12 protein-coding genes are annotated in these 18,398 nt (G+C 64.0%); 5 read left to right on the top strand and 7 right to left on the bottom strand.

Going from position 1 to position 18,398, the window contains the following annotated elements:
• Position 1 precedes the first annotated feature (1 nt).
• The 5 genes from QWE_RS20600 to QWE_RS20580 form a co-directional block, all read right to left on the bottom strand.
• Positions 2-424 (bottom strand): Ivy family c-type lysozyme inhibitor, encoded by a 423-nt coding sequence (locus QWE_RS20600; RefSeq protein ID WP_006728111.1) that lies wholly within the window; start codon positions 422-424, stop codon positions 2-4.
• The gene (locus QWE_RS20595; protein ID WP_006728110.1) at positions 421-3,885 is read right to left on the bottom strand and encodes a chromosome segregation SMC family protein; all 3,465 of its coding nucleotides are present in this window, start codon (positions 3,883-3,885) and stop codon (positions 421-423) included. Before QWE_RS20595 ends, QWE_RS20600 begins: the two co-directional genes overlap by 4 nt.
• 507 nt (positions 3,886-4,392) lie before the next feature.
• Entirely contained in the window at positions 4,393-5,139 is a 747-nt protein-coding gene (locus QWE_RS20590; RefSeq protein WP_006728109.1) for a DsbA family protein, read from the bottom strand.
• A 185-nt stretch (positions 5,140-5,324) separates the two neighbouring features.
• Entirely contained in the window at positions 5,325-5,678 is a 354-nt protein-coding gene (locus tag QWE_RS20585) for a DUF5368 domain-containing protein (protein WP_006728108.1), read from the bottom strand.
• A 10-nt stretch (positions 5,679-5,688) separates the two neighbouring features.
• Positions 5,689-6,990, bottom strand: a complete 1,302-nt coding sequence (locus QWE_RS20580) for an NAD(P)/FAD-dependent oxidoreductase (protein ID WP_006728107.1) — start codon at positions 6,988-6,990, stop codon at positions 5,689-5,691.
• A 438-nt stretch (positions 6,991-7,428) separates the two neighbouring features.
• On the opposite strand from QWE_RS20580, the gene QWE_RS24525 reads away from it, so the two are divergent.
• The 3 genes from QWE_RS24525 to QWE_RS20565 are packed head-to-tail and all read left to right on the top strand — an operon-like array spanning position 7,429 to position 13,536.
• Positions 7,429-8,739 (top strand): tetratricopeptide repeat protein, encoded by a 1,311-nt coding sequence (locus tag QWE_RS24525; RefSeq protein ID WP_157790746.1) that lies wholly within the window; start codon positions 7,429-7,431, stop codon positions 8,737-8,739.
• Positions 8,740-8,749: 10 nt separating this feature from the next.
• Entirely contained in the window at positions 8,750-11,302 is a 2,553-nt protein-coding gene (locus QWE_RS24520; RefSeq protein ID WP_006728105.1) for a FecR family protein, read from the top strand.
• Between the two features lie 26 nt (positions 11,303-11,328).
• Positions 11,329-13,536 (top strand): CHASE2 domain-containing protein, encoded by a 2,208-nt coding sequence (locus tag QWE_RS20565; RefSeq protein ID WP_006728104.1) that lies wholly within the window; start codon positions 11,329-11,331, stop codon positions 13,534-13,536.
• Positions 13,537-13,547: 11 nt separating this feature from the next.
• On the opposite strand, the gene QWE_RS20560 is transcribed toward QWE_RS20565, so the two are convergent.
• Entirely contained in the window at positions 13,548-15,818 is a 2,271-nt protein-coding gene (locus QWE_RS20560) for a SulP family inorganic anion transporter (protein WP_006728103.1), read from the bottom strand.
• Between the two features lie 200 nt (positions 15,819-16,018).
• Complete coding sequence (locus QWE_RS20555; RefSeq protein WP_006728102.1) at positions 16,019-16,510, bottom strand: DUF721 domain-containing protein; 492 nt, start codon at positions 16,508-16,510, stop codon at positions 16,019-16,021.
• Between the two features lie 82 nt (positions 16,511-16,592).
• Here QWE_RS20555 and mutY point away from each other — a divergent pair, with 82 nt between their 5' ends.
• Both mutY and QWE_RS20545 read left to right on the top strand, forming a co-directional pair.
• Complete coding sequence (gene mutY, locus QWE_RS20550; RefSeq protein WP_006728101.1) at positions 16,593-17,699, top strand: A/G-specific adenine glycosylase; 1,107 nt, start codon at positions 16,593-16,595, stop codon at positions 17,697-17,699.
• Positions 17,700-17,702: 3 nt separating this feature from the next.
• Entirely contained in the window at positions 17,703-18,314 is a 612-nt protein-coding gene (locus QWE_RS20545) for an HAD family hydrolase (RefSeq protein ID WP_006728100.1), read from the top strand.
• The last annotated feature ends 84 nt before the right edge of the window (positions 18,315-18,398 follow it).

Here is an 18,398-nt window from a genome sequence, read left to right as displayed (position 1 = left end):
TTCAGGGGCGCACCAGAAAGGTCAGTTCTTCCGGTGTCGGATCGCCGAAGATCTTGATGCCGAGCTTGGCGTCGGAGACGTAGAGCAGCGCCCGCTTGCCATCTTCTGAGTAAAGCACGCGGATCCAGCTCGTTTCGCAGGTCCGCGGCTCGCAGGCGCGAAACAGCTGCATACGCTTGTCCTTGACGGCGACCTCCTCGGAGGCAAGCGCGACGTAACGCGGCTGGCGCACCAGGGCCCGCACCCAGAAGGGGAGACCCGGCTGACCCTTGATCATCTCCATCAGACTGTCGCGATGCGCCGGGGATGCGGCCAGAACGCTCGGCAGGTAGTTGCCGGCGAGCGAGGTGGACGCGGTCTGGGCGCAGATGGGCGCGGCGCTCAGACTGAGGGCGGCGGCGATAGCCAGAATGCGTTTTCTCACACCAGCTCCCTCTCGCGCAGCGCCTCCGCCGTCTGCAGGTCGACGGAGACGAGTTGGGAGACGCCCTGCTCGGCCATGGTGACGCCGAAGAGGCGGTTCATGCGGGCCATGGTGATGGGGTTGTGGGTGATGATGACGAAACGGGTCTCGGTGGAGGCGGCCATTTCGTCCATCAGGTTGCAGTAGCGCTCGACATTGTGGTCGTCGAGCGGCGCGTCCACTTCGTCCAGCACGCAGATCGGCGCGGGGTTGGTGAGAAACACCGCGAAGATCAGCGCCATGGCGGTGAGCGCCTGTTCGCCGCCCGAAAGCAGCGTCATGGTCTGCGGCTTCTTGCCCGGCGGGCGGGCGAGGATTTCGAGGCCGGCTTCGAGTGGGTCGTCGCTTTCGATCAGCTGCAGTTCGGCCGTACCACCGTTGAAGAGGTGGGTGAAGAGGCGTTGGAACTGGGCGTTGACCACGTCGAAGGCGGCGATCAGACGTTCACGGCCCTCGCGGTTCAAGCTCTGGATCGCGCCGCGCAGCTTGCGGATCGCATCGATGATGTCGTCGCGCTCCTTGATCAGGGCGGCGAGCTTGTCCGAGAGTTCCTTCTGCTCTTCCTCGGCGCGCAGGTTGACGGCGCCCAAGCGCTCGCGCTCCATCTTCAGCCGGTCGAGATTGCGCTCGACCTCACGCAGATCGCCGATCTCGCTCGGATCCTTCAGGCCGGTCAGGCGGAAGGCCTCGTGCGGGCCGACATTCAGCGTGTCCTGGATACGGGTCTCGGCTTCGATGCGCCATTCGCGGGCAGAGACGAGACGTTCTTCGGCGCGGCCGCGCTTCTCTCGGCTTTCGGCGAGTTCGGCGAGTGCTGCGGCCGCCTTCTGGTCGGCCTCGCGCTGGCGGGTCTCGGCCTCGATCAGGCGGTCGGCGGCTTCGCGGCGGTCCTTCTCGGCCTTGTCGAGGGCGGTCATCAGGTTGCGGCGTTTATCCTCGAATTCGTCGGGCGCCATTTCGAGATCAGTGATCTCGTCGCGGGCTTCCGCCTCGCGCTCGCGCAGCGTCGCGATGTGTTCTTCTGCAGACTTGGCGCGGTTCTGCCAGTTCTGCTTTTCCTGACGGATCGAAAGGATGCGGCGGCGGCGCATCTCGTCTTCGCGGGCCAGCCCCTCGAAACGGGCCCGGGCCTCGGCCAACAGACCGCGGTCGCGGGCGACGACGGCTTCGGCGTCGCGCAGGCGGGCGTCTAGGGCGGAGAGATCAGGCGTCTCTTCCATCTCGATGCGGGCGGTTTCTTCCTGCTCGACGATCTCCTCGATCTGGGCTTTCAGGCCGTTGACCGCCTCCTCGATCACCTCGCGGCGGCGGATGAGATCGCCCGAGGCGCGTTCGGCCTGGGCAAGGGCATCGCGGGCTTCGGCGAGCGCGCGGACCGTCAGGCGGCTGCGATCGCGAGCGTCGGCAAGGCGAGCCTCCTCGGCGCGGATGGCGTCGGCGGCTTCCGCGAGACGATCCTCGGCCTCAACCATCTGGTCGCGGGCTTCCTCGGTCTCGCGCTCGATTTCGGCGAGGCGGTTCTTCTGGGCGAGACGCAGGGCAGCGGCACTCGGGGCATCGGCACCGGTGACATGGCCGTCCCAGCGATAGACGGCGCCGTCACGGGTGACGAGGCGCTGGCCGGGGGCAAGGCTTGCCATCAAGCGCAGCGCATCGGCTTCCTCGACCACGCCGATCTGACGCAGAGCCCGGGTGAGCGCCGCGGGTGCGCGGACATGGGCGAGGAGCGGCTTTGCGCCGGATGGCAGAGCCGGATCCCCTGCCCCGTCGCCATTGCCACGCCAATGGGCGGGGGCTTCCGGATCAAGCGCGCTGTCGAGATCGTCGCCGAGAGCGGCCCCGAGGGCGGTTTCAAAGCCGCGATCGACGGAGAGTTCGTCAGCAACCGGCGGAAAATCGCCGGTGGTCGTGCTCGCCAGGATGCGGGCGATGGTGCGCGCTTCGGTCTCCAGCCCGTTGACGCGGGCGCGCGCGGCCTCAAGCGGCTGGCGCAGATGGCTTTCGGTGCGGCGGGCCTCATTGAGGGCAGCCTCGGCTTCCATGACCGCACTTTCGGCATCGGCGACCGCCTGCTCGGCGATCTCGACCATTTCGCGCTTCTCGTCCGGATCGGGAAGCGCTGCGATGCGGTCGGAGATGTCTGAGAGTTCGCGCGAGGCGTCGGAGACCTGACGCTCGAGGCGGGCGCGGCGCTCGGCGAGATCGCGGATGGCGCGTTCGAGCTGATTGCGACCGGCAGCAGCTTCGGCGCGCTCGGCGGTCAGCCTGGTGAAGTCGCGTTCGCTGTCGGCAAGCGTTGCGGCGGCGGCTTCGAAAGCTTCCTTTGCCTCTTCACCGAAGCGGCCGGCATCGGCGAGGATTTCCTCGAGTTCAGCCTCTTCTTCCGCCAGCCGCTGGATGACCTCGGCATTCTCCGAGACCAAGCGTTCCTCGCGGCGGATGTCCTCGTCGAGCTGTGCGAGACGACGGGTCAGCTCATCGCGACGGCGCAGGATACGGTTGGCTTCCTCGTCGAGCTGGCTGCGGGCGATCTGCAGGCGCTGCAGCGCGGCGGCGGCCTTGGCCTCCTCCTCGCGCAGTTCCGGCATCTTCAGGCTCGCCACGGCCTGAAGCTTGGCCGCCTCCATCTGTTGGTTCGCCTTTTCGGCAACCGTCGACATCGCCTGGTTCAGGGCGCTTTCCGCCTCGCCTTCGGCCTGCTTGGCCTGCGACCAACGGATATGCAGGAGCATGGCGTCATGGGCGCGGATGTCGGCAGACAGCTGCTTGAAGCGGTTGGCCTGTCGGGCCTGGCGCTTCAGGCTCTCGATCTGGCTTTCGAGCTGCGCGGTAATGTCTTCCAGCCGCTCGAGATTGGTTTCGGCGGCGCGCAGGCGAAGCTCTGCCTCGTGGCGGCGGGAATGCAGACCGGAAATGCCGGCGGCCTCTTCCAGCAATTGCCGGCGGGCCTGGGGCTTGGCCTGGATCAGCTCGCCGATGCGGCCCTGACCGACCATGGAGGGCGAACGGGCGCCGGTCGAGGCATCGGCAAACAGCAGCTGCACATCCTTGGCGCGGGCCTCCTTGCCGTTGATGCGGTAGACCGAGCCGTTGCCGCGCTCGATGCGGCGCGTCACCTGGATCTCGTCGGCATCGTTGAAGGCGGCGGGTGCGGTGCGGTCGGAATTGTCGAGGTGGAGGCCGACTTCCGCGGAGTTGCGCGCCGGGCGGTTGCCGGAACCGGAGAAGATGACATCGTCCATACCCGACGCGCGCATGTTCTTGTAGGAATTCTCGCCCATCACCCAGCGCAGCGCTTCGACGAGGTTCGACTTGCCGCAGCCATTCGGCCCGACAATGCCGGTGAGGCCGCGTTCGATGACGAATTCGGAGGGTTCGACGAAGGACTTGAAACCGACGACGCGGAGGCGGTTGAATTTCACGGGCACAGCCTCCCCGTCGCCCCGCTTGCGGGGAGAAGGTGGCCCGCAGGGTCGGATGCGGGGCTGACGGCCGAGGCCTTAAGGCTCAAGACACTGAAGTCGAACGAGAGCGCCCCCCTCTGCCCTGCAGGGCATCTCCCCCACGAGGGGGGAGAGCGGCGCGCGGCACTTGTCGCGGTCACCGCTGGCGTTGGGTATGGAGCCGCCACCGCCGCGAAGGGACGACGGACAGACTGCAGAACAGTTGAGAAGAAACGAGAGGCCGGCGGGTTTCCGCTCTCCCCCCCTGTGGGGGAGATGCCCGGCAGGGCAGAGGGGGGTAGCGCGGACTGAAACGGCAGAATTTTGCCCCTCATCCTCGGCGCAGAATTTGCGCCCGACCTGCCGCCACCTTCTCCCCGCAAGCGGGGAGAAGAGCGATCAACGCCGCCCACGCGCATCCAACCACCAGACAGACAAACGGGCGCACGGGTGTCCCCGGCGCCCGTCGTCAGAACGGAACGTCGATCAGAGCATGCTGTCGAAGAGGGCCGACATGGAGTCAACCGACATGTCCCCCGAATAGGCCTTGCCATTGATCAGGAAGGTCGGGGTCGACTGAACTCCGAATTCCTGGGCGCCGCGATCGCGGACTGCCGACACATCACCGGCAAGCTGGGCGTTCGTCAAGCAGGCGTCGAAGGTCTCCTGTGTAAAACCACCCATCTTGGACAGCTGCAGCATTGCGTTACGTACATCGCCATCGCTCGGCGCCGCCCAGGTGCGCTGCTGCTTCAGGAACATAGATACGAAGGGGAAGTACTTGTCTTCGGTCGTGCAGCGCGCCAGCATGAAGGCTGCGAGCGATGCCGTGTCCTGCGGGAACGGGAATTCGCGCAGCACGAAGTAGACCTTGCCAGTATCGACATACTTGGTCTTGATCGCCTCAAAGGTGTTTTCGTGGAAATGCGCGCAATGCGGGCAGGTCATCGACATATATTCGATGACCTTCACCGGCGCGTTCGGGTCACCGAGGGCCATCTCCTTGAGCGGGCCGGGCTTCAATGCCTCTTCCATGTCGACGTCGCGATCGGCAGTCGGGATCTGGGCAGAGGTGGTCGAGGCCGTGGTCTCGTTGCTGACGGCGGGATTGGGCTCGGCACTGGCGGCCTTGTCTTCGGCGTCGCTGCAGGCAGTGAGCGCCAGACCGACAGCGGCAATGGCGATACCGCCGAGGAGGCGACGCTTGGTGATCGAGAGTTCGGATGTCGACATGGGTCAGTTACCTGCGTTGCAAGGATCTTGGATGGCTTCACCGTTATAACGGCAAAAGGCGCCAAACAAGGCAGGCTCCCCCCGGAAAAATCAAAGATCCGTGACCTTTTTATCGTCCCCACAGCAAAAACGCAGAGACCGGCAAGCAATGGGCCTGCCGGTCTGATCTGACTTCAACGCGCTTTTCAGCGAGCCGCGGGACGGCTCACCAGCGATTGCACCGTATAGACGAGGATCGCGATGCCGATGGCCCCCATGGCAGCCACGCCGAGCAACACCATGACATCGACGGGGCCGCCGATGTCGCCGAAGCCGGAGCGGGTCACGGCCTGCACGAACCAGACGGCGCCGATGGCGCCGACCGGCATGGCAAGCTGGGCCAGCAGAAACTTCTTCCAGGAAACCTGGCGATCGCGGATCAGCACGTAGAGATAAGCGAGCGTGATCACGGCTGCGACCGCGACCATGATCCAGAACAGGGTATGGCCGAAGATCTCTTCGAGAACCGCGACGATCATTCCGACAGTCATGTCCTTCATGGCATCCTCCTCAGGCGCGACCGCGCAGCATGGCGTTATAGGTGGGTTTCAAGGCGATCTCCTTCATCAGCCAGGAAATCCAGAGCTCTTCCAGCGGGGCGATCAGTCCGGGGAAGGACGGGACGAGATTGTCCTTGTAGTCGAACTCGACCAGCATGGCCGAGCCGATGCGGGTGATCAGCGGGCAGGAGGTGTAGCCGTTGTAGCTTTCCTTGCTCTCGCGGCCCTCGATCTGGGCGACGAGCTGGTCTACGGCGACAGGCACCTGCCATTTGACGCTGGCCGCCGTCTTGCCCTTGGGCACGCCGGCGATGTCGCCGACCGCGAAGACATCGGGATAGCGCATGTGGCGCAGGGTGTGCTTGTCGACCTCGACCCAGCCCTGACCCACCCATTTGTCGGCCCAGGGCAGCGAGCTGTTCAGGATGACATCTGGCGCCCGCATCGGGGGGATGACATTGGTGAAGTCGTAGCCCAACTCCTTGTCGCCTTCCGGCGTGGTGAAGGTGGCGACCTTGCGCACGGGATCGATCTTCTTCATCACGTGCTCGTAGACCGTGTCGATGCCACGCTCCTCATAGAGCATGCGCACCTTTTCGGAGACGATCGGCACGCCGAACAGCGCCTTGTTGTGAGCGGCATAGACGATCTTGGAATTGCTGCGGGTGCCCTTGCGGGTGAGATAATCCTCGGTGAGGAAGGTGTATTTCAGCGGAGCACCGGCGCATTTCATCTCGGTGGCCGGGCGCGAGAAAAGGGCAAGGCCTCCTTTGTCGGTGAAGCGGTTCATCTCCGCCCAGGTCTTCTCGGCGTAATCGGGGCCGGCATAGACCGAACCGATGCCGTCCTTGCCGATCAGGTCGAGCGACATGCCCTCGATGGCCGCGTAGTCGAGCTTGAGACCGGTCGCGACGAAGAGGAAATCGTATTCAATCGCCTTGCCGCTCTCCGTCACCACCTTCTTGCCGTCGGGATCGATTTCGGCCGCCCCTTCCTCGATCCATTCGACTCCTGAAGGCAGCCAGTCGGCCGTGCCGGACACCGAATAGGAGGCGGGCTTGAGGCCTGCGGCGATCAGCGTGAAGCCCGGCTGGTACCAGTGCTGCTTGCGCGGATCGAGAATGGTGATCTTGGCGCCGTCGAGCCGGGTGGACAGCTGGTTGGCAAGTGCCGTTCCGGCCGCGCCTGCGCCGAGGATCAGAATGCGGGCACTGGTCTTGACGGGCTGTGCCGTCGCGCCCTGCAAAGGTGCTGCGGCCAGTGCCGCTCCGCCGGCCGCCAGACCGAAAAACTGTCGTCTGCTCGTTTTCATTGCTTCCTCCCCCGGGGTGACGCAGGCGCCCCTCGCCTCTTCTGCATGACGCTTCGCCGAGACAGCTTCGCTTACCGCTGAAGCTCCCATCGTTGATCATCACACCATATATATACTATTTCGTATCTTCAATGCAACGTAGTTATTGACATCTCGTACTAGACTGTCGTCGGGGATATCCGCGCCCGCGCATTGCCGCGGGTTCGTCACGCCTATAACAATTCATCGCGTAGGACCGATGAAGCGGGCAAAGGCCCAAACTTGGCCGGTTCAGTCGGATTTAAGTTATTCTAACAAGACCTTAACGTGCCTAGAGATTTCAGCTCGATCACAGTCAGAGTTCCTTGTCCCATGACTTTTCCGAAGAGCCGGGAGACCTTCTCTCTCGCCGCCCCTCATTTCAGTCTTGCCCTTGCCGCGGTATGCTTGGCGTTGTCCGTGGGCGGAGCGCTGGCGCAGCAATCCCAAAACGTCGCGCCCCGGGCCGGCAGCGCATCGATCGACGAGATCGAGGCGAAGCGCAAAGCCTTGTTCGGCCGGATGATGGCAGCACCCGACGATCTCGACACCGCCTTTGAATATGCGGCGCTGTCCTCCGAAGCCGGCGATCTGGAAGGTGCGATCTCGACGCTCGAACGCATGCTGATCTATGCGCCCGGCCTGCCCCGGCTGCAGCTGGAGCTCGGCGTTCTCTACTATCGCCTCGGTGCCTACGAGACCGCGCGCCAGTATTTCGACGGGACGAAGTCCGCAGGCGACATGCCGCCGGAGGTATCCGCCAAGGTCGACCAGTATCTTTCGGCCATAGACCAGCGCGGCGCCCCCTCGCAATTCTCCGGCATGATCAGGACCGGCATCCGGTATCAGAGCAATGCCAATGCGGGTCCGGGCAATTCGACTGTGACGCTGAACGGCCTTTCCTACACGCTGGATGGCTTGAGCGTCGCCGGCGAGGATTTCAACGGCTTCGTCAATGGCGGTCTGCGCTATCGCCATGACACCGACATCCAGGGACTATCGCTCGAGGCGGGCCTGTCCGGCTATGCCGCCGGCTACCGCGACCGCGACGCGCTGAACACGGCCGCGGTCGAGGCCTATGCCGGCCCGGTTTTCGATCTCGGACGTTTCGGGCTCGACGACCGGACGCTCTCCGTCCTCTTCACCACCAGCGGCGTGCTGATCGAGGGCGACCGGTATATGGCATCTGCAGGGGTCTCGACGACGATCGACTGGCAGGTCACACCGGTCGACACTCTCTCTGGCAGCCTGCAATACCGCTACGAGGATTTTTCCAACACCAAATCCCGCCGCACCGCAAATCTGCAGAGCGGCCATCGGTTCGACGGCCAGGTCTCCTGGTCGCACAATCTCACACAAGACCTAAGCCTGACGGGGCGCCTTCTTGCGACCCGGCGCGACGCGGAGGTGGGTTACCTGTCCTCCAGCGAACTGGGCGGGGCGATCTCCGGCACCTATCGCTATGCCGCCCTTATCGGCGATGGGCCCGCCTGGATCACCGGGGTGGAAGCGGCCGTTGCCGGACGCGGCTATGACGATCCCGACAGTATGATCAATTCGGCGGAGCGCCAGCGCGACACCGACTTCAGCCTCAACCTGCGCCAGATCGTGCCCTTCAGCGAGCGCGTGGCGCTTGTCGCGGAGGCCGGCTACCGCAAGGTCTGGTCGAACTACGACATCAAGAGCTTCGACAACATCTCGCTGTCGATCGGCATCCAGTCCGCGTTCTAGGAGCATCACGATGAAGCCGAACACCCGTCATGCCCTGCTCGCCGCATCCGCGGCACTCTTCGTCGTCGTGGCGTCTCCCGTTAGCGCGGAGACCGATGTCGCTGGTATCACCGCGGCGGTCAATCCCGATGCAAGCGCCATCGACCGCGCGGGCAAGGCGCGCCTGATCTCGCTCGGCGACCCCGTGATCCGCAATCACCGCATCGAGACCAGCGGTGCAGGCCTCGTGCAGATCCTGCTCGCCGACGGCACCTCGTTCACGGTCGGTCCGAACTCCTCCGTGGTGATCGACAGCTTCGTCTATGACCCGGAGAAGAATACGGCTGCGCTGGCGGCGACGATAAGCAAGGGGGCGCTGCGCTTCATCGGCGGCAAGGCATCGAAGGCGAGCGGCAATGTAACGATCAAGACGCCGATCGGCACGGCCGGCATTCGCGGCGCAGTGGTCGACATCAACCTCAGCGGCAAGACGTCCGACGGCCAGCCGCTGCCACCACACATGACGCTGGTCTATGGCAAGGAAGTCCAGCTCACCGGCAATGGCGCGCCGCAGCGGCTGTTCAAACAGGGCTTCTCCATCGTTGCCGGCGACGGACAGCCGCGCGTCCAGCGCACCCCGCCGCAATGGGTGAGCGGGCTGCAGCAGGTTCTCGCCGGCCGGCCTGGCCAGAGCGGTGGCGCGAGCAATGCGCCGACGGAGCAGACTGTGGCCAGCAGCCCGGTTGCTGAGAGCAATTCCGCCCAGTTGCCGTCTGAGAATGCCATCCCCGTGCCGACGCCACGTCCGGTCGTGACTGCGCCGGTCGAGGAGGTGGCGAGTGCGTCGCAGCGCGATGTCGGGACGAGGCCGCAGGTGCCGGTCGGTCCGGCGAAGCCGACGGTCCCCGTTGATCCAGCTGATCCGGAACCGGATGCGCCGTGGGATGGCTCGGCGCAGGCGACCGCTTACATTGACATCAACGGAAACGTCAGTTTCCGACCGGTATCGGGCACTCTCACTGTCGCTCAGAATGGCAACTTCACCGGAACCTTCGGCCAATTGGGGCAGGTATCGCTGCAGAAACCTGTAGGCACCGAGACGCTGACGCAGACCGATGTCAGCGGGACGATCGGCAGCCTCGGCTCCGTCAGCGGCACGGCCTATACCGGCAGCGGTGACTTCATCGCCTACTTTCTTGAGTCCGACGACAATTCCGACCCGGTCTACATCGTCGGCGGGAAGGCCGCAGATGCCCGCGAGGTCTTTTCACCGGGTCAGGTCTACCGCTACACGGTGGAACGCGATCCGCTCAACGGTGGAGCTTCGATCGGAGGAGTGCAAGTACCTTTCTATGACAATGGCAACTTCCTTGCTGGTGAGAGTACGCCCATGCGTGCTTCTGCGAGCGACCTCTATGTAGGCGGTGTGAGCGGGAATGGCGTTGCCGCACGGCTGCTGCAGGGCTCGATCTCGATCTCTGGCGACGGCACCACCCAACGCAGCAGAATCCAGGTGATGGCCGGCAGCTTCAAGGAGACGGCAGGCGCCTACAAGATGACAGGCCGCGTCTCGGGATCCTACCAGACGAGCAATCCCACATCGAATTCGGGCCAGGCGGGTTATGTGGAGACGCTCGGCAACGGTGCGGCGGCGGACCAGGTCTTCGGTGCGAACGGGGAATATCTCGTGCTCGGCTCTGGAGAGATGTATGACATCGAGGACCGTTTGGACGGCTACGACACGGTGCAGGTCGCCAGCCGAAACGACGGCGTCACCAGCACAGCCAGCCGTAGCTTCACCGGAGAGATCGGCGGCTTTTCTTCCGGAGCGGCCACGAATATGTGGACCGACGATACGGAGCTCTTCACCGGCACAACCACCTTCACATTCAATCAGGCGGGCGGCACCTTCAAGGGTGGGATCTACTCGGACTCTGGAGACTACTTCGCGGATTTCCTCGATAGCGAAAACTATGATGGCTATGAGGAAGTCTACCTCACCGACCAGCTGATCGCCGCAGTGGACTCCTCCAGCGAGGCCTACATGGTGTCGTCCGCCGTCGTGCCCGCCAAGATCTTCAACGGCAATACGAGTTCGGATATCTGCAATAGCTGCGAATTCATGACCTGGGGCTGGTGGGGCAAAGCTTCCGGACCGGAGAGCATTTACAGCGTTCATCTCGGCAACTGGATCATCGGCAAGCAGCCGGAAAACAGCGCTCTGCCGACCTCCGGTTCCGCGACCTACAACGGCAATGCCATTGGCACGGTGGTCAATGGCAGCGCCCAATATATCGCCACGGGCACGATGAGCTCGACGATGGATTTCGGCGCGCGTTCCGGGACTGTTTCCGTGTCCAACTATGACAGCAAGAGCTTCAGCGCCGGCGTGAACTTCGCCAGCAATGCCCCGACATTTAGTGGGAACATCACGACCGGCGTCGCCTCCGGCAGCGTCACCGGCGCCTTCGCCTCCAATGGCACTGACCCGGTCAAGGGCATCATGGGTAACTTCACGGCAACCGACGGAAGCTGGTCATCGACCGGGATCTTTGCCGGCAGCACCTCGGGCGTCGCTCAGTGACAGCGGCTGCGCCGAGGCGCCCGACGATGGCCAAGCCCAAGCCCCCCAGCCCTCGTCGGCGTCTCTCCTCCACGCAGCGGCGCAAGCTTGGGGTGATGATGATGGGGGCGGCGGCACTCGTTGCGGTCATCACCGCGCATGCCGCGTTTGCACCCCAGGCCTTCCGGCTGACGGCGCTGGTCTTCGATACGTATCAGGTGATCAAACCGCGCGAAGCGACAGACCCGCCGGTTGCCGTCATCGACATCGACGAGGCCTCGATCGAGAGACTCGGACAGTGGCCATGGTCTCGGCGGACCGTGGCCGAGATGGTCACGCAGGCAAGCGGTCTTGGCGCTGCAGCCATCGGCTTCGACATCGTGTTTTCCGAACCCGACCGGACGGCACCGGCGCGACTTATGGAAGAGATGCGGCGCCAGGGGATTGCGATCGAGGTCGGAGCCGGTCTACCGGACCCGGACGAACAGTTGGCCGAGGCCATCGCCTCAAATGCCGTGGCGCTCGGGATTGCGCTCAGCAACGAAACCACGGCACCGCCACCGGAGCCGAAGGCGGGCTTTTCCTTTCTGGGCCCGGATCCGCGGGCGCGGCTCACGCCCTATTCAGGCGCCTTGTCCAACCTTTCCGCGCTGACCGAACGCGCGACCGCAATGGGGTATTTCTCTTTCCCGCCAACGCCTGATAACATCATCCGCACCTTCCCGCTCGTCTCCATGAGCGGTGATCGGCTCTACCCGGCGCTTTCGATCGAGGCGCTGAGGATCGCACAACAAGAAGGCTCCTTCGTGCTGCGCTCTGGAGGCACGGAGGAAGGTTCGGCCTTCACCGACTTGAGGGTCGGGGCGCTCGATGTGCCGCTCTCGGCCGACGGCGAGATCTGGATCTACTATTCCGGCCTTCCGAACATGCCGGTCATATCGGCCGCCGATCTCTTCGACCCGGCCAAATCAGACACATTGGCAGGGATGATCCAGGGACGCATCCTGCTGGTCGGCACAAGTGCGTTGGGTCTGCGCGATATCGTGGCGACCCCGGTCGACCCGGCCATGCCGGGCGTCAAGGTGCATGCCGAGATCATCGACCAGATCGCCAGCGGCGTCTTCCTGCAACGGCCCGACTGGATCATCGGGGCCGAACGGGCGGCGGCAATCACCGTCGGTCTGGTGTTGCTTCTGGTGCTGGCGACCGCTGCTCCGGCCGTTTCTGTAGCGACGGGCATACTTCTGACCGGGCTTATCGCGGGCGGATCCTGGCTTGCCTTTTCCCGGGCGCTGACGCTTTTCGACCCGCTGCTGCCCATGGCAGCCCTCGGAGCAGTCCTGCTGACCGCCCTGCCCCTCCTCCTGATGCTGACCCATCGGGAAAAGCGTTTCGTGCGCGAAAGCTTCGGGCGCTATCTGTCTCCGACCCTGGTGGAACGCCTGTCGGAAAATCCGGCGGGGCTGACGCTCGGTGGTGAGGACCGTGAGCTCACCATTCTCTTTTCCGACATCAGGGGCTTTACCAGCCTCTCCGAAACGATGACGCCGACCGAGCTCACGGGGCTCCTCAACAATTTCCTGACGCCCATGACCGACGTGCTTTTGGAGCGCGAGGCGACGATCGACAAATATATCGGCGATGCGATCATGGCCTTCTGGAACGCACCGCTCGACATTGCAGACCATCCGCGAAAAGCCTGTCTTGCGGCGCTCGACATGGTCGCGGCCCTCGACCGTCTCAACAGAGAGAGCGGCATGAAACTGAAGATCGGGATTGGCCTCAACACCGGCATGGCCTGTGTCGGCAATCTCGGCTCAGACCAGCGCTTCAGCTATTCCTGCCTCGGCGACAGCGTCAATCTCGCCTCGCGCGTCGAGGGCATGACCAAGCTTTACGAGGTCTCGATCCTGGTGACCGAGGAAGTACGGGCTGGCACGACGGGACTTTTGTTTGCCGAGGTCGACCGGGTGCGCGTGGTCGGGCGGCAGGCGCCGGTGACGCTGCATGTGCTGATTGGTGTCCGCGATGCGATGAGCTCGGACCTGGCTGATCTGCTGCACGCCCATGCGGCTTTCATCGGGGCCTGGCAGTCGGGCGATCTCGGAACCGCACGCAACCTGCTGAAGGACCTCCTGTCACTGCCACAGAACCCGCTCTCCGGCACGCACAGGCTCTATCAAGAGCGGCTCGCCCTGCTTCCGGAGACCGCTCCTGCAGACTGGGACGGCGTGTTTACCGCGAGCAGCAAGTAGCCTTCCAACTGCTATTCGTGCAGAGACTGAACAACCCGGTTGGCGATGGTGAGCCGTTCTGCAAGCGTGGTGGCGCAGAGGCGGTGGACGAGGAGCGCGAGCTCGGGATCGGCCTGTTCGAGATAGCGCAGCTGGCGGCGGGCGAGGCGATAAGCGGTCGAGGGCACCTCCGCCACGACGTCGGCCGTGCGCGGGCCACCGCGATAGATGGCGATTTCGCCGAGCACGACGCCGGGCTTCACCGTACGCAGGCGCAGGCGCTTGCCGTTGGCGAGCACGGCTTCGACCTTGGCGCGGCCGGTCCAGAGCAGGAAGAGATCCTCTCCCGCTTCTCCCGCCCGGATGAAGCGGTCGCCCGGCTGCAGGCGAATTTCCTCCATCGAGGCGACCAGATCCTTCAGCCGTGCACTCGGGCCAATGGTCTGGGCGAAATAATCCTCGATGTCCTGCCAGGTCTCCTCGCGACTGATGGCGGCGATCAGCCGCTCCTCACAGCGCTCCAGGGCATGGTCGAGATCACGCTCGCGGCCGACACAAGGGTCGGAGACGAAATCGATGCCGTTTCTGGCCAGGGCCTGCTCGATCTCGGGCGAGAGGCTGCTGAAGACGAGCTCGACTTCGCTGCCGGCCAGCAGGTTGCGGATCTTGACGAAAGTCGCGGCGGCGGCCGCATCCATGCCGCTGACACGGCGGAAATCGATGACGACGAAGCGCAGCGACAGGCGGCTCCGATCCTGCTGTCGGCACCGGATCGCCTCGATGATCTGTTCTGCCGTTCCGAAGAACAGGAATTCCTGCAGTTCCAGCACCTGGACCTGCTCGCCTTCCAGCTCGATCAGGCTGTTTTCGGCCGGCGGGCGGTCGATGCTGCTTTTGCGTTCGCGCAGCGAGGCGTTGACGCGGATAACCGACAGACGGGCATAATTGTAGACGAAGGTGGCGATGGACAGCGCAAGTCCGAGCGCCATTCCGCCCATGAAACCGAAGGCGGCCATGCCGAGCGGGATGGCGAGAACGACCAGCCATTCCATGCGCGGCAGCTGCGTGCGGGTGCGCCACAGCCAGTCCTGGATCAGTTCGATGCCGAGCGCGATCATCAGACCGGCGGCAACGAATGTCGGCATGGCGCCGGCCAGTTCACCGGCAAAGGGCAGCATCAGCGCCAGCATCAGGGCCGTCGCTATACCGACGGAACGGGCCTTCGCACCCATGCGGTTTGCGAGCAGCGTCATCGACAGGCCGGTAAAGCCGGGCGCACCGCCGAAGCCGCCGGCGACGATATTGGCGATGCCGGTCGTGCGCAGTTCGGCATCGGCATCGATCTCCTGGCGGGTCGCAACTTCAAGACCGCTGGTGTTGAGCAGAAGCCCGACCATGCCGAGCAGCGCGACGGAGATAATCGCCGGCAGGGCCTGCAGCACCACTGACCAGTCGGCAGACGTGACGACGTGCACTGGCTGCGCGAGAGCAAAACCCGGGCCTGCGGGCATGGCGGGAAGCCATTGCATCGCCCTTGCCTGCTCGCTTTCGACACCGATCACCGCGAGCATGCCATAGAAAATGAGACCGCCGCCAAGGAGGATGAGCGGCATGGTCAAAGGGCTCGTCGAGCGCCTGATGGCAAAGACCATGACGATCGAAAAGACGACCGCGACATAGAGATTAGCGACCGCCTGCTGCCCCTCGGGGCGGACCAGGAGATCGACGAGGTTGCGATCCCCGATGATCATCATCACGGCGCCCTGGATGAGCAGCCAGCCGGAGCCGGCGAGGAAACCGGCAACGACCGGATAGGGCATGAAGCGCACGAGCCGACCGAAGCGGCCAAGGCCGAAAAGCCAGAAGACCGCACCGGTGACCACGGCACTGGACCCCAGAATGGCAAAGGCAGTGGCGACCTTGACCTCCTCGGGAGCGAATTCCAGATGCAGGGTGGCAGTTGCGATCGCGGTCGCAAGGATGGCGATGCTCGCCTCCTGCACCTGGCCGATGCTCGAGGGATAGCGGCTGCGCAGCCCAATCCACAGCGCCATGACAATGCTGGAGAGCAAGATGACGCCGACGCCCATGGAAAAACCCGCAGCCAGCGGCCCGGCAAAGATCAGCGCGGCAAAGGCAATGCTTGTGCCCAGGCCGTCGATGCCGGCGATGATCGCAAAGAGCACGGGGGCAAGGGTGCGGCTGGCGGCGCTCGGAACCGTATAGCGCCATGCCCGCTGTCGTGAGACGACATCGACCGCGGTTTTGCGATCGGGGGCTGGCGCTGGATTGTGGATGTTCACGGCTTTTCCTGCTCTTGAAAAGGCATTCGCCGCCGGTGACGTCTTGCCGGCTCACCGACTGGTAGACGGCGCTGGCGTGACAGGCAACGCGACCATCCGGATCGGCCCAAACTTGGCCGGATCGGGTGCAGAAAAGGCTAAGGTCGAAGGGGAAAACCCCGCGGTTTCAACGGGTCAGGTGCAGAGGGGAGAGCCGGTTTCTATTTGCGCTTCGCCTGCAAGACGGCAGTGCCGAGGCGCTCGACGGCGCGGCGCAGGTTCTCGTTTTCGATACCGTCCATCATCGCTTCGAGTCGGCGGGCCTTCTCGCCCTCCAGTTTGCGGATGCGAGGTTTGGTAATCGCCACCGAAACCGGCTTCTGGACGATGCGGACCTGGCCGATCGCGGGATAACCGAAGAAGCCGTTGATGCGGGCGATCAGTTCGCCTTGGGCATGGGAGAGAAAGAGCGCACGCGCGCCTTCGCAGGCAACCGTCAGCACACCCGGACGGTGGCCACCATCTTCAGGCAGATCGGAGCGGCGTGGCCAGGCGATCTTTTCAGGCCGGGTGCAATCGGCAAAACCTTCGCCGACAATGTCTTCCCAGGAGCCGAGCAGCGCCGTGTTGATGCCCGCACGCCTGGCCAGCACCGGGTCGACGATGCCGTTGGCGATCTCGGAGATCTGGTTTGCGCCCTTGAATGTGGCCATGGCCTCTGGGGATCCTTCACATCGGCCCTTGAACGGGCGACTGCTTTGGCCAGATATAGGCCATCCTCCCCTCTCTTCGCAAATGACCGGCGTGACACTCCCCAGCAAAGCACCGACAAGACCGACGGCCGCCACGCTTCTTGCCTGGTATGACCGGCATCATCGCGAGCTTCCCTGGCGCATCTCGCCCGCAGCCGCGAAGCGCGGTGTGAGACCCGATCCCTACCACATCTGGATGTCGGAGGTGATGCTGCAGCAGACGACGGTTGCGGCGGTGAAGGCTTACTTTGCCAAGTTCATCAGCCGCTGGCCGACAGTCAAGGATCTCGCGGAGGCGCCGAACGAGGATGTCATGGCGGCCTGGGCAGGGCTTGGCTATTACGCCCGCGCCCGCAATCTGAAGAAATGCGCGGAGGCCGTGGCATCAGAGCATGGCGGCGTGTTTCCCGATACCGAAGAGGGGTTGCGCGCACTTCCGGGCGTCGGCGACTATACCTCGGCTGCGGTTGCGGCGATTGCTTTCAATCGGCCATCCGCGGTCATGGACGGGAATGTCGAGCGGGTGATCTCGCGGCTCTTTGCCATCGATGCGCCGCTTCCGGGATCCAAACCGCAGATGAAGGCTAAGGTCGCGGAGCTGACGCCGACCGACCGGCCCGGGGACTTCGCCCAGGCGATGATGGATCTGGGCGCCACGATCTGCACGCCGAAGCGACCGGCCTGCGCGCTCTGTCCGTTCAACGATGCCTGTGTGGCGCTCGCCACCGACGAGCCTGAGCGTTTTCCGGTGAAGGCGGCGAAGAAGGCGAAGCCGCTGCGATTGGGGGCCGCCTTCATTGCCGTCGATCGCGACGGGCAACTTCTGCTGCGCAAGCGCATCGACAGCGGGCTTCTCGGCGGCATGACGGAGGTCCCGACGACGGACTGGACCTCGCGCCAGGACGGGGAAACGGGGATCGAGGCTGCCCCCTTCCCGGCCGACTGGCAGGCGGCGGGCGCGATCTCCCATGTCTTCACCCATTTCGAGCTTCTGCTTTCGATCTACCGCGTCGGGCCGATCGACCGCCCCTCCGTCAATCACGGTTTCTGGGTGCCCGTCACCGAACTTGATGGTGAAGCGCTGCCGACTGTCATGAAGAAAGCAATTGCAGCGGCTATTCCAACCGCCTTTCCAACACTCAAGGGCTAAGACATGACCGAAATCCGCCATATCGTTTTCGACATCGGCAAGGTGCTGATCCATTACGATCCGAACCTGCCTTATCAGCGGATCATCCCGGACGCGAATGAGCGGGCGGAGTTCTTCGCGACGGTCTGCACCCATGACTGGAATATCGAGCAGGACCGCGGCCGCAGCTGGGCTGACGCAGAAGCGCTGCTGATCTCAGAGTTTCCCGAGAAGGAAGCGCATATCCGCGCCTTTCGCAAACACTGGGCCGAGATGGTGCCGCATGCCTATGAGGACAGCGTCGCCATCATGACCGGACTGATCGATGCCGGCCGCGACGTGACGATGCTCACCAACTTCGCCGCCGATACCTTCATCGAGGCGCGGAAGATGTATCCCTTCCTCAACCTGCCGCGCGGCGTGACGGTTTCGGGCGAAGTGGGTCTGATCAAGCCTGACGTCGCGATCTACGAACGGCATGCAGAAGACTTCGGCCTGTCTCCTGGGCATTCCGTCTTCATCGACGACAGCTTGGCGAATGTCGAAGGCGCGCGCGCTGCCGGCTGGCAGGCGGTGCATTTCACCGGAGCGGAAAAGCTGAAGGCGGATCTCGACGCGCTGGGTGTATCTGCCTGAGAATAAGGCGCTGGCGCGGGTGGAGTTGGCGGACCCCTGCCCGCGCCAGATCGATCCCTTGAGATCGAATGCAGCCCGATTAAA

Origin of the sequence: Agrobacterium albertimagni AOL15, assembly GCF_000300855.1 — a bacterium.
GTDB lineage: Bacteria > Pseudomonadota > Alphaproteobacteria > Rhizobiales > Rhizobiaceae > Allorhizobium > Allorhizobium albertimagni.
The sequence above is the reverse complement of the archived record's forward strand: the minus strand, read 5'-3'. Positions and strand labels throughout refer to the sequence as shown.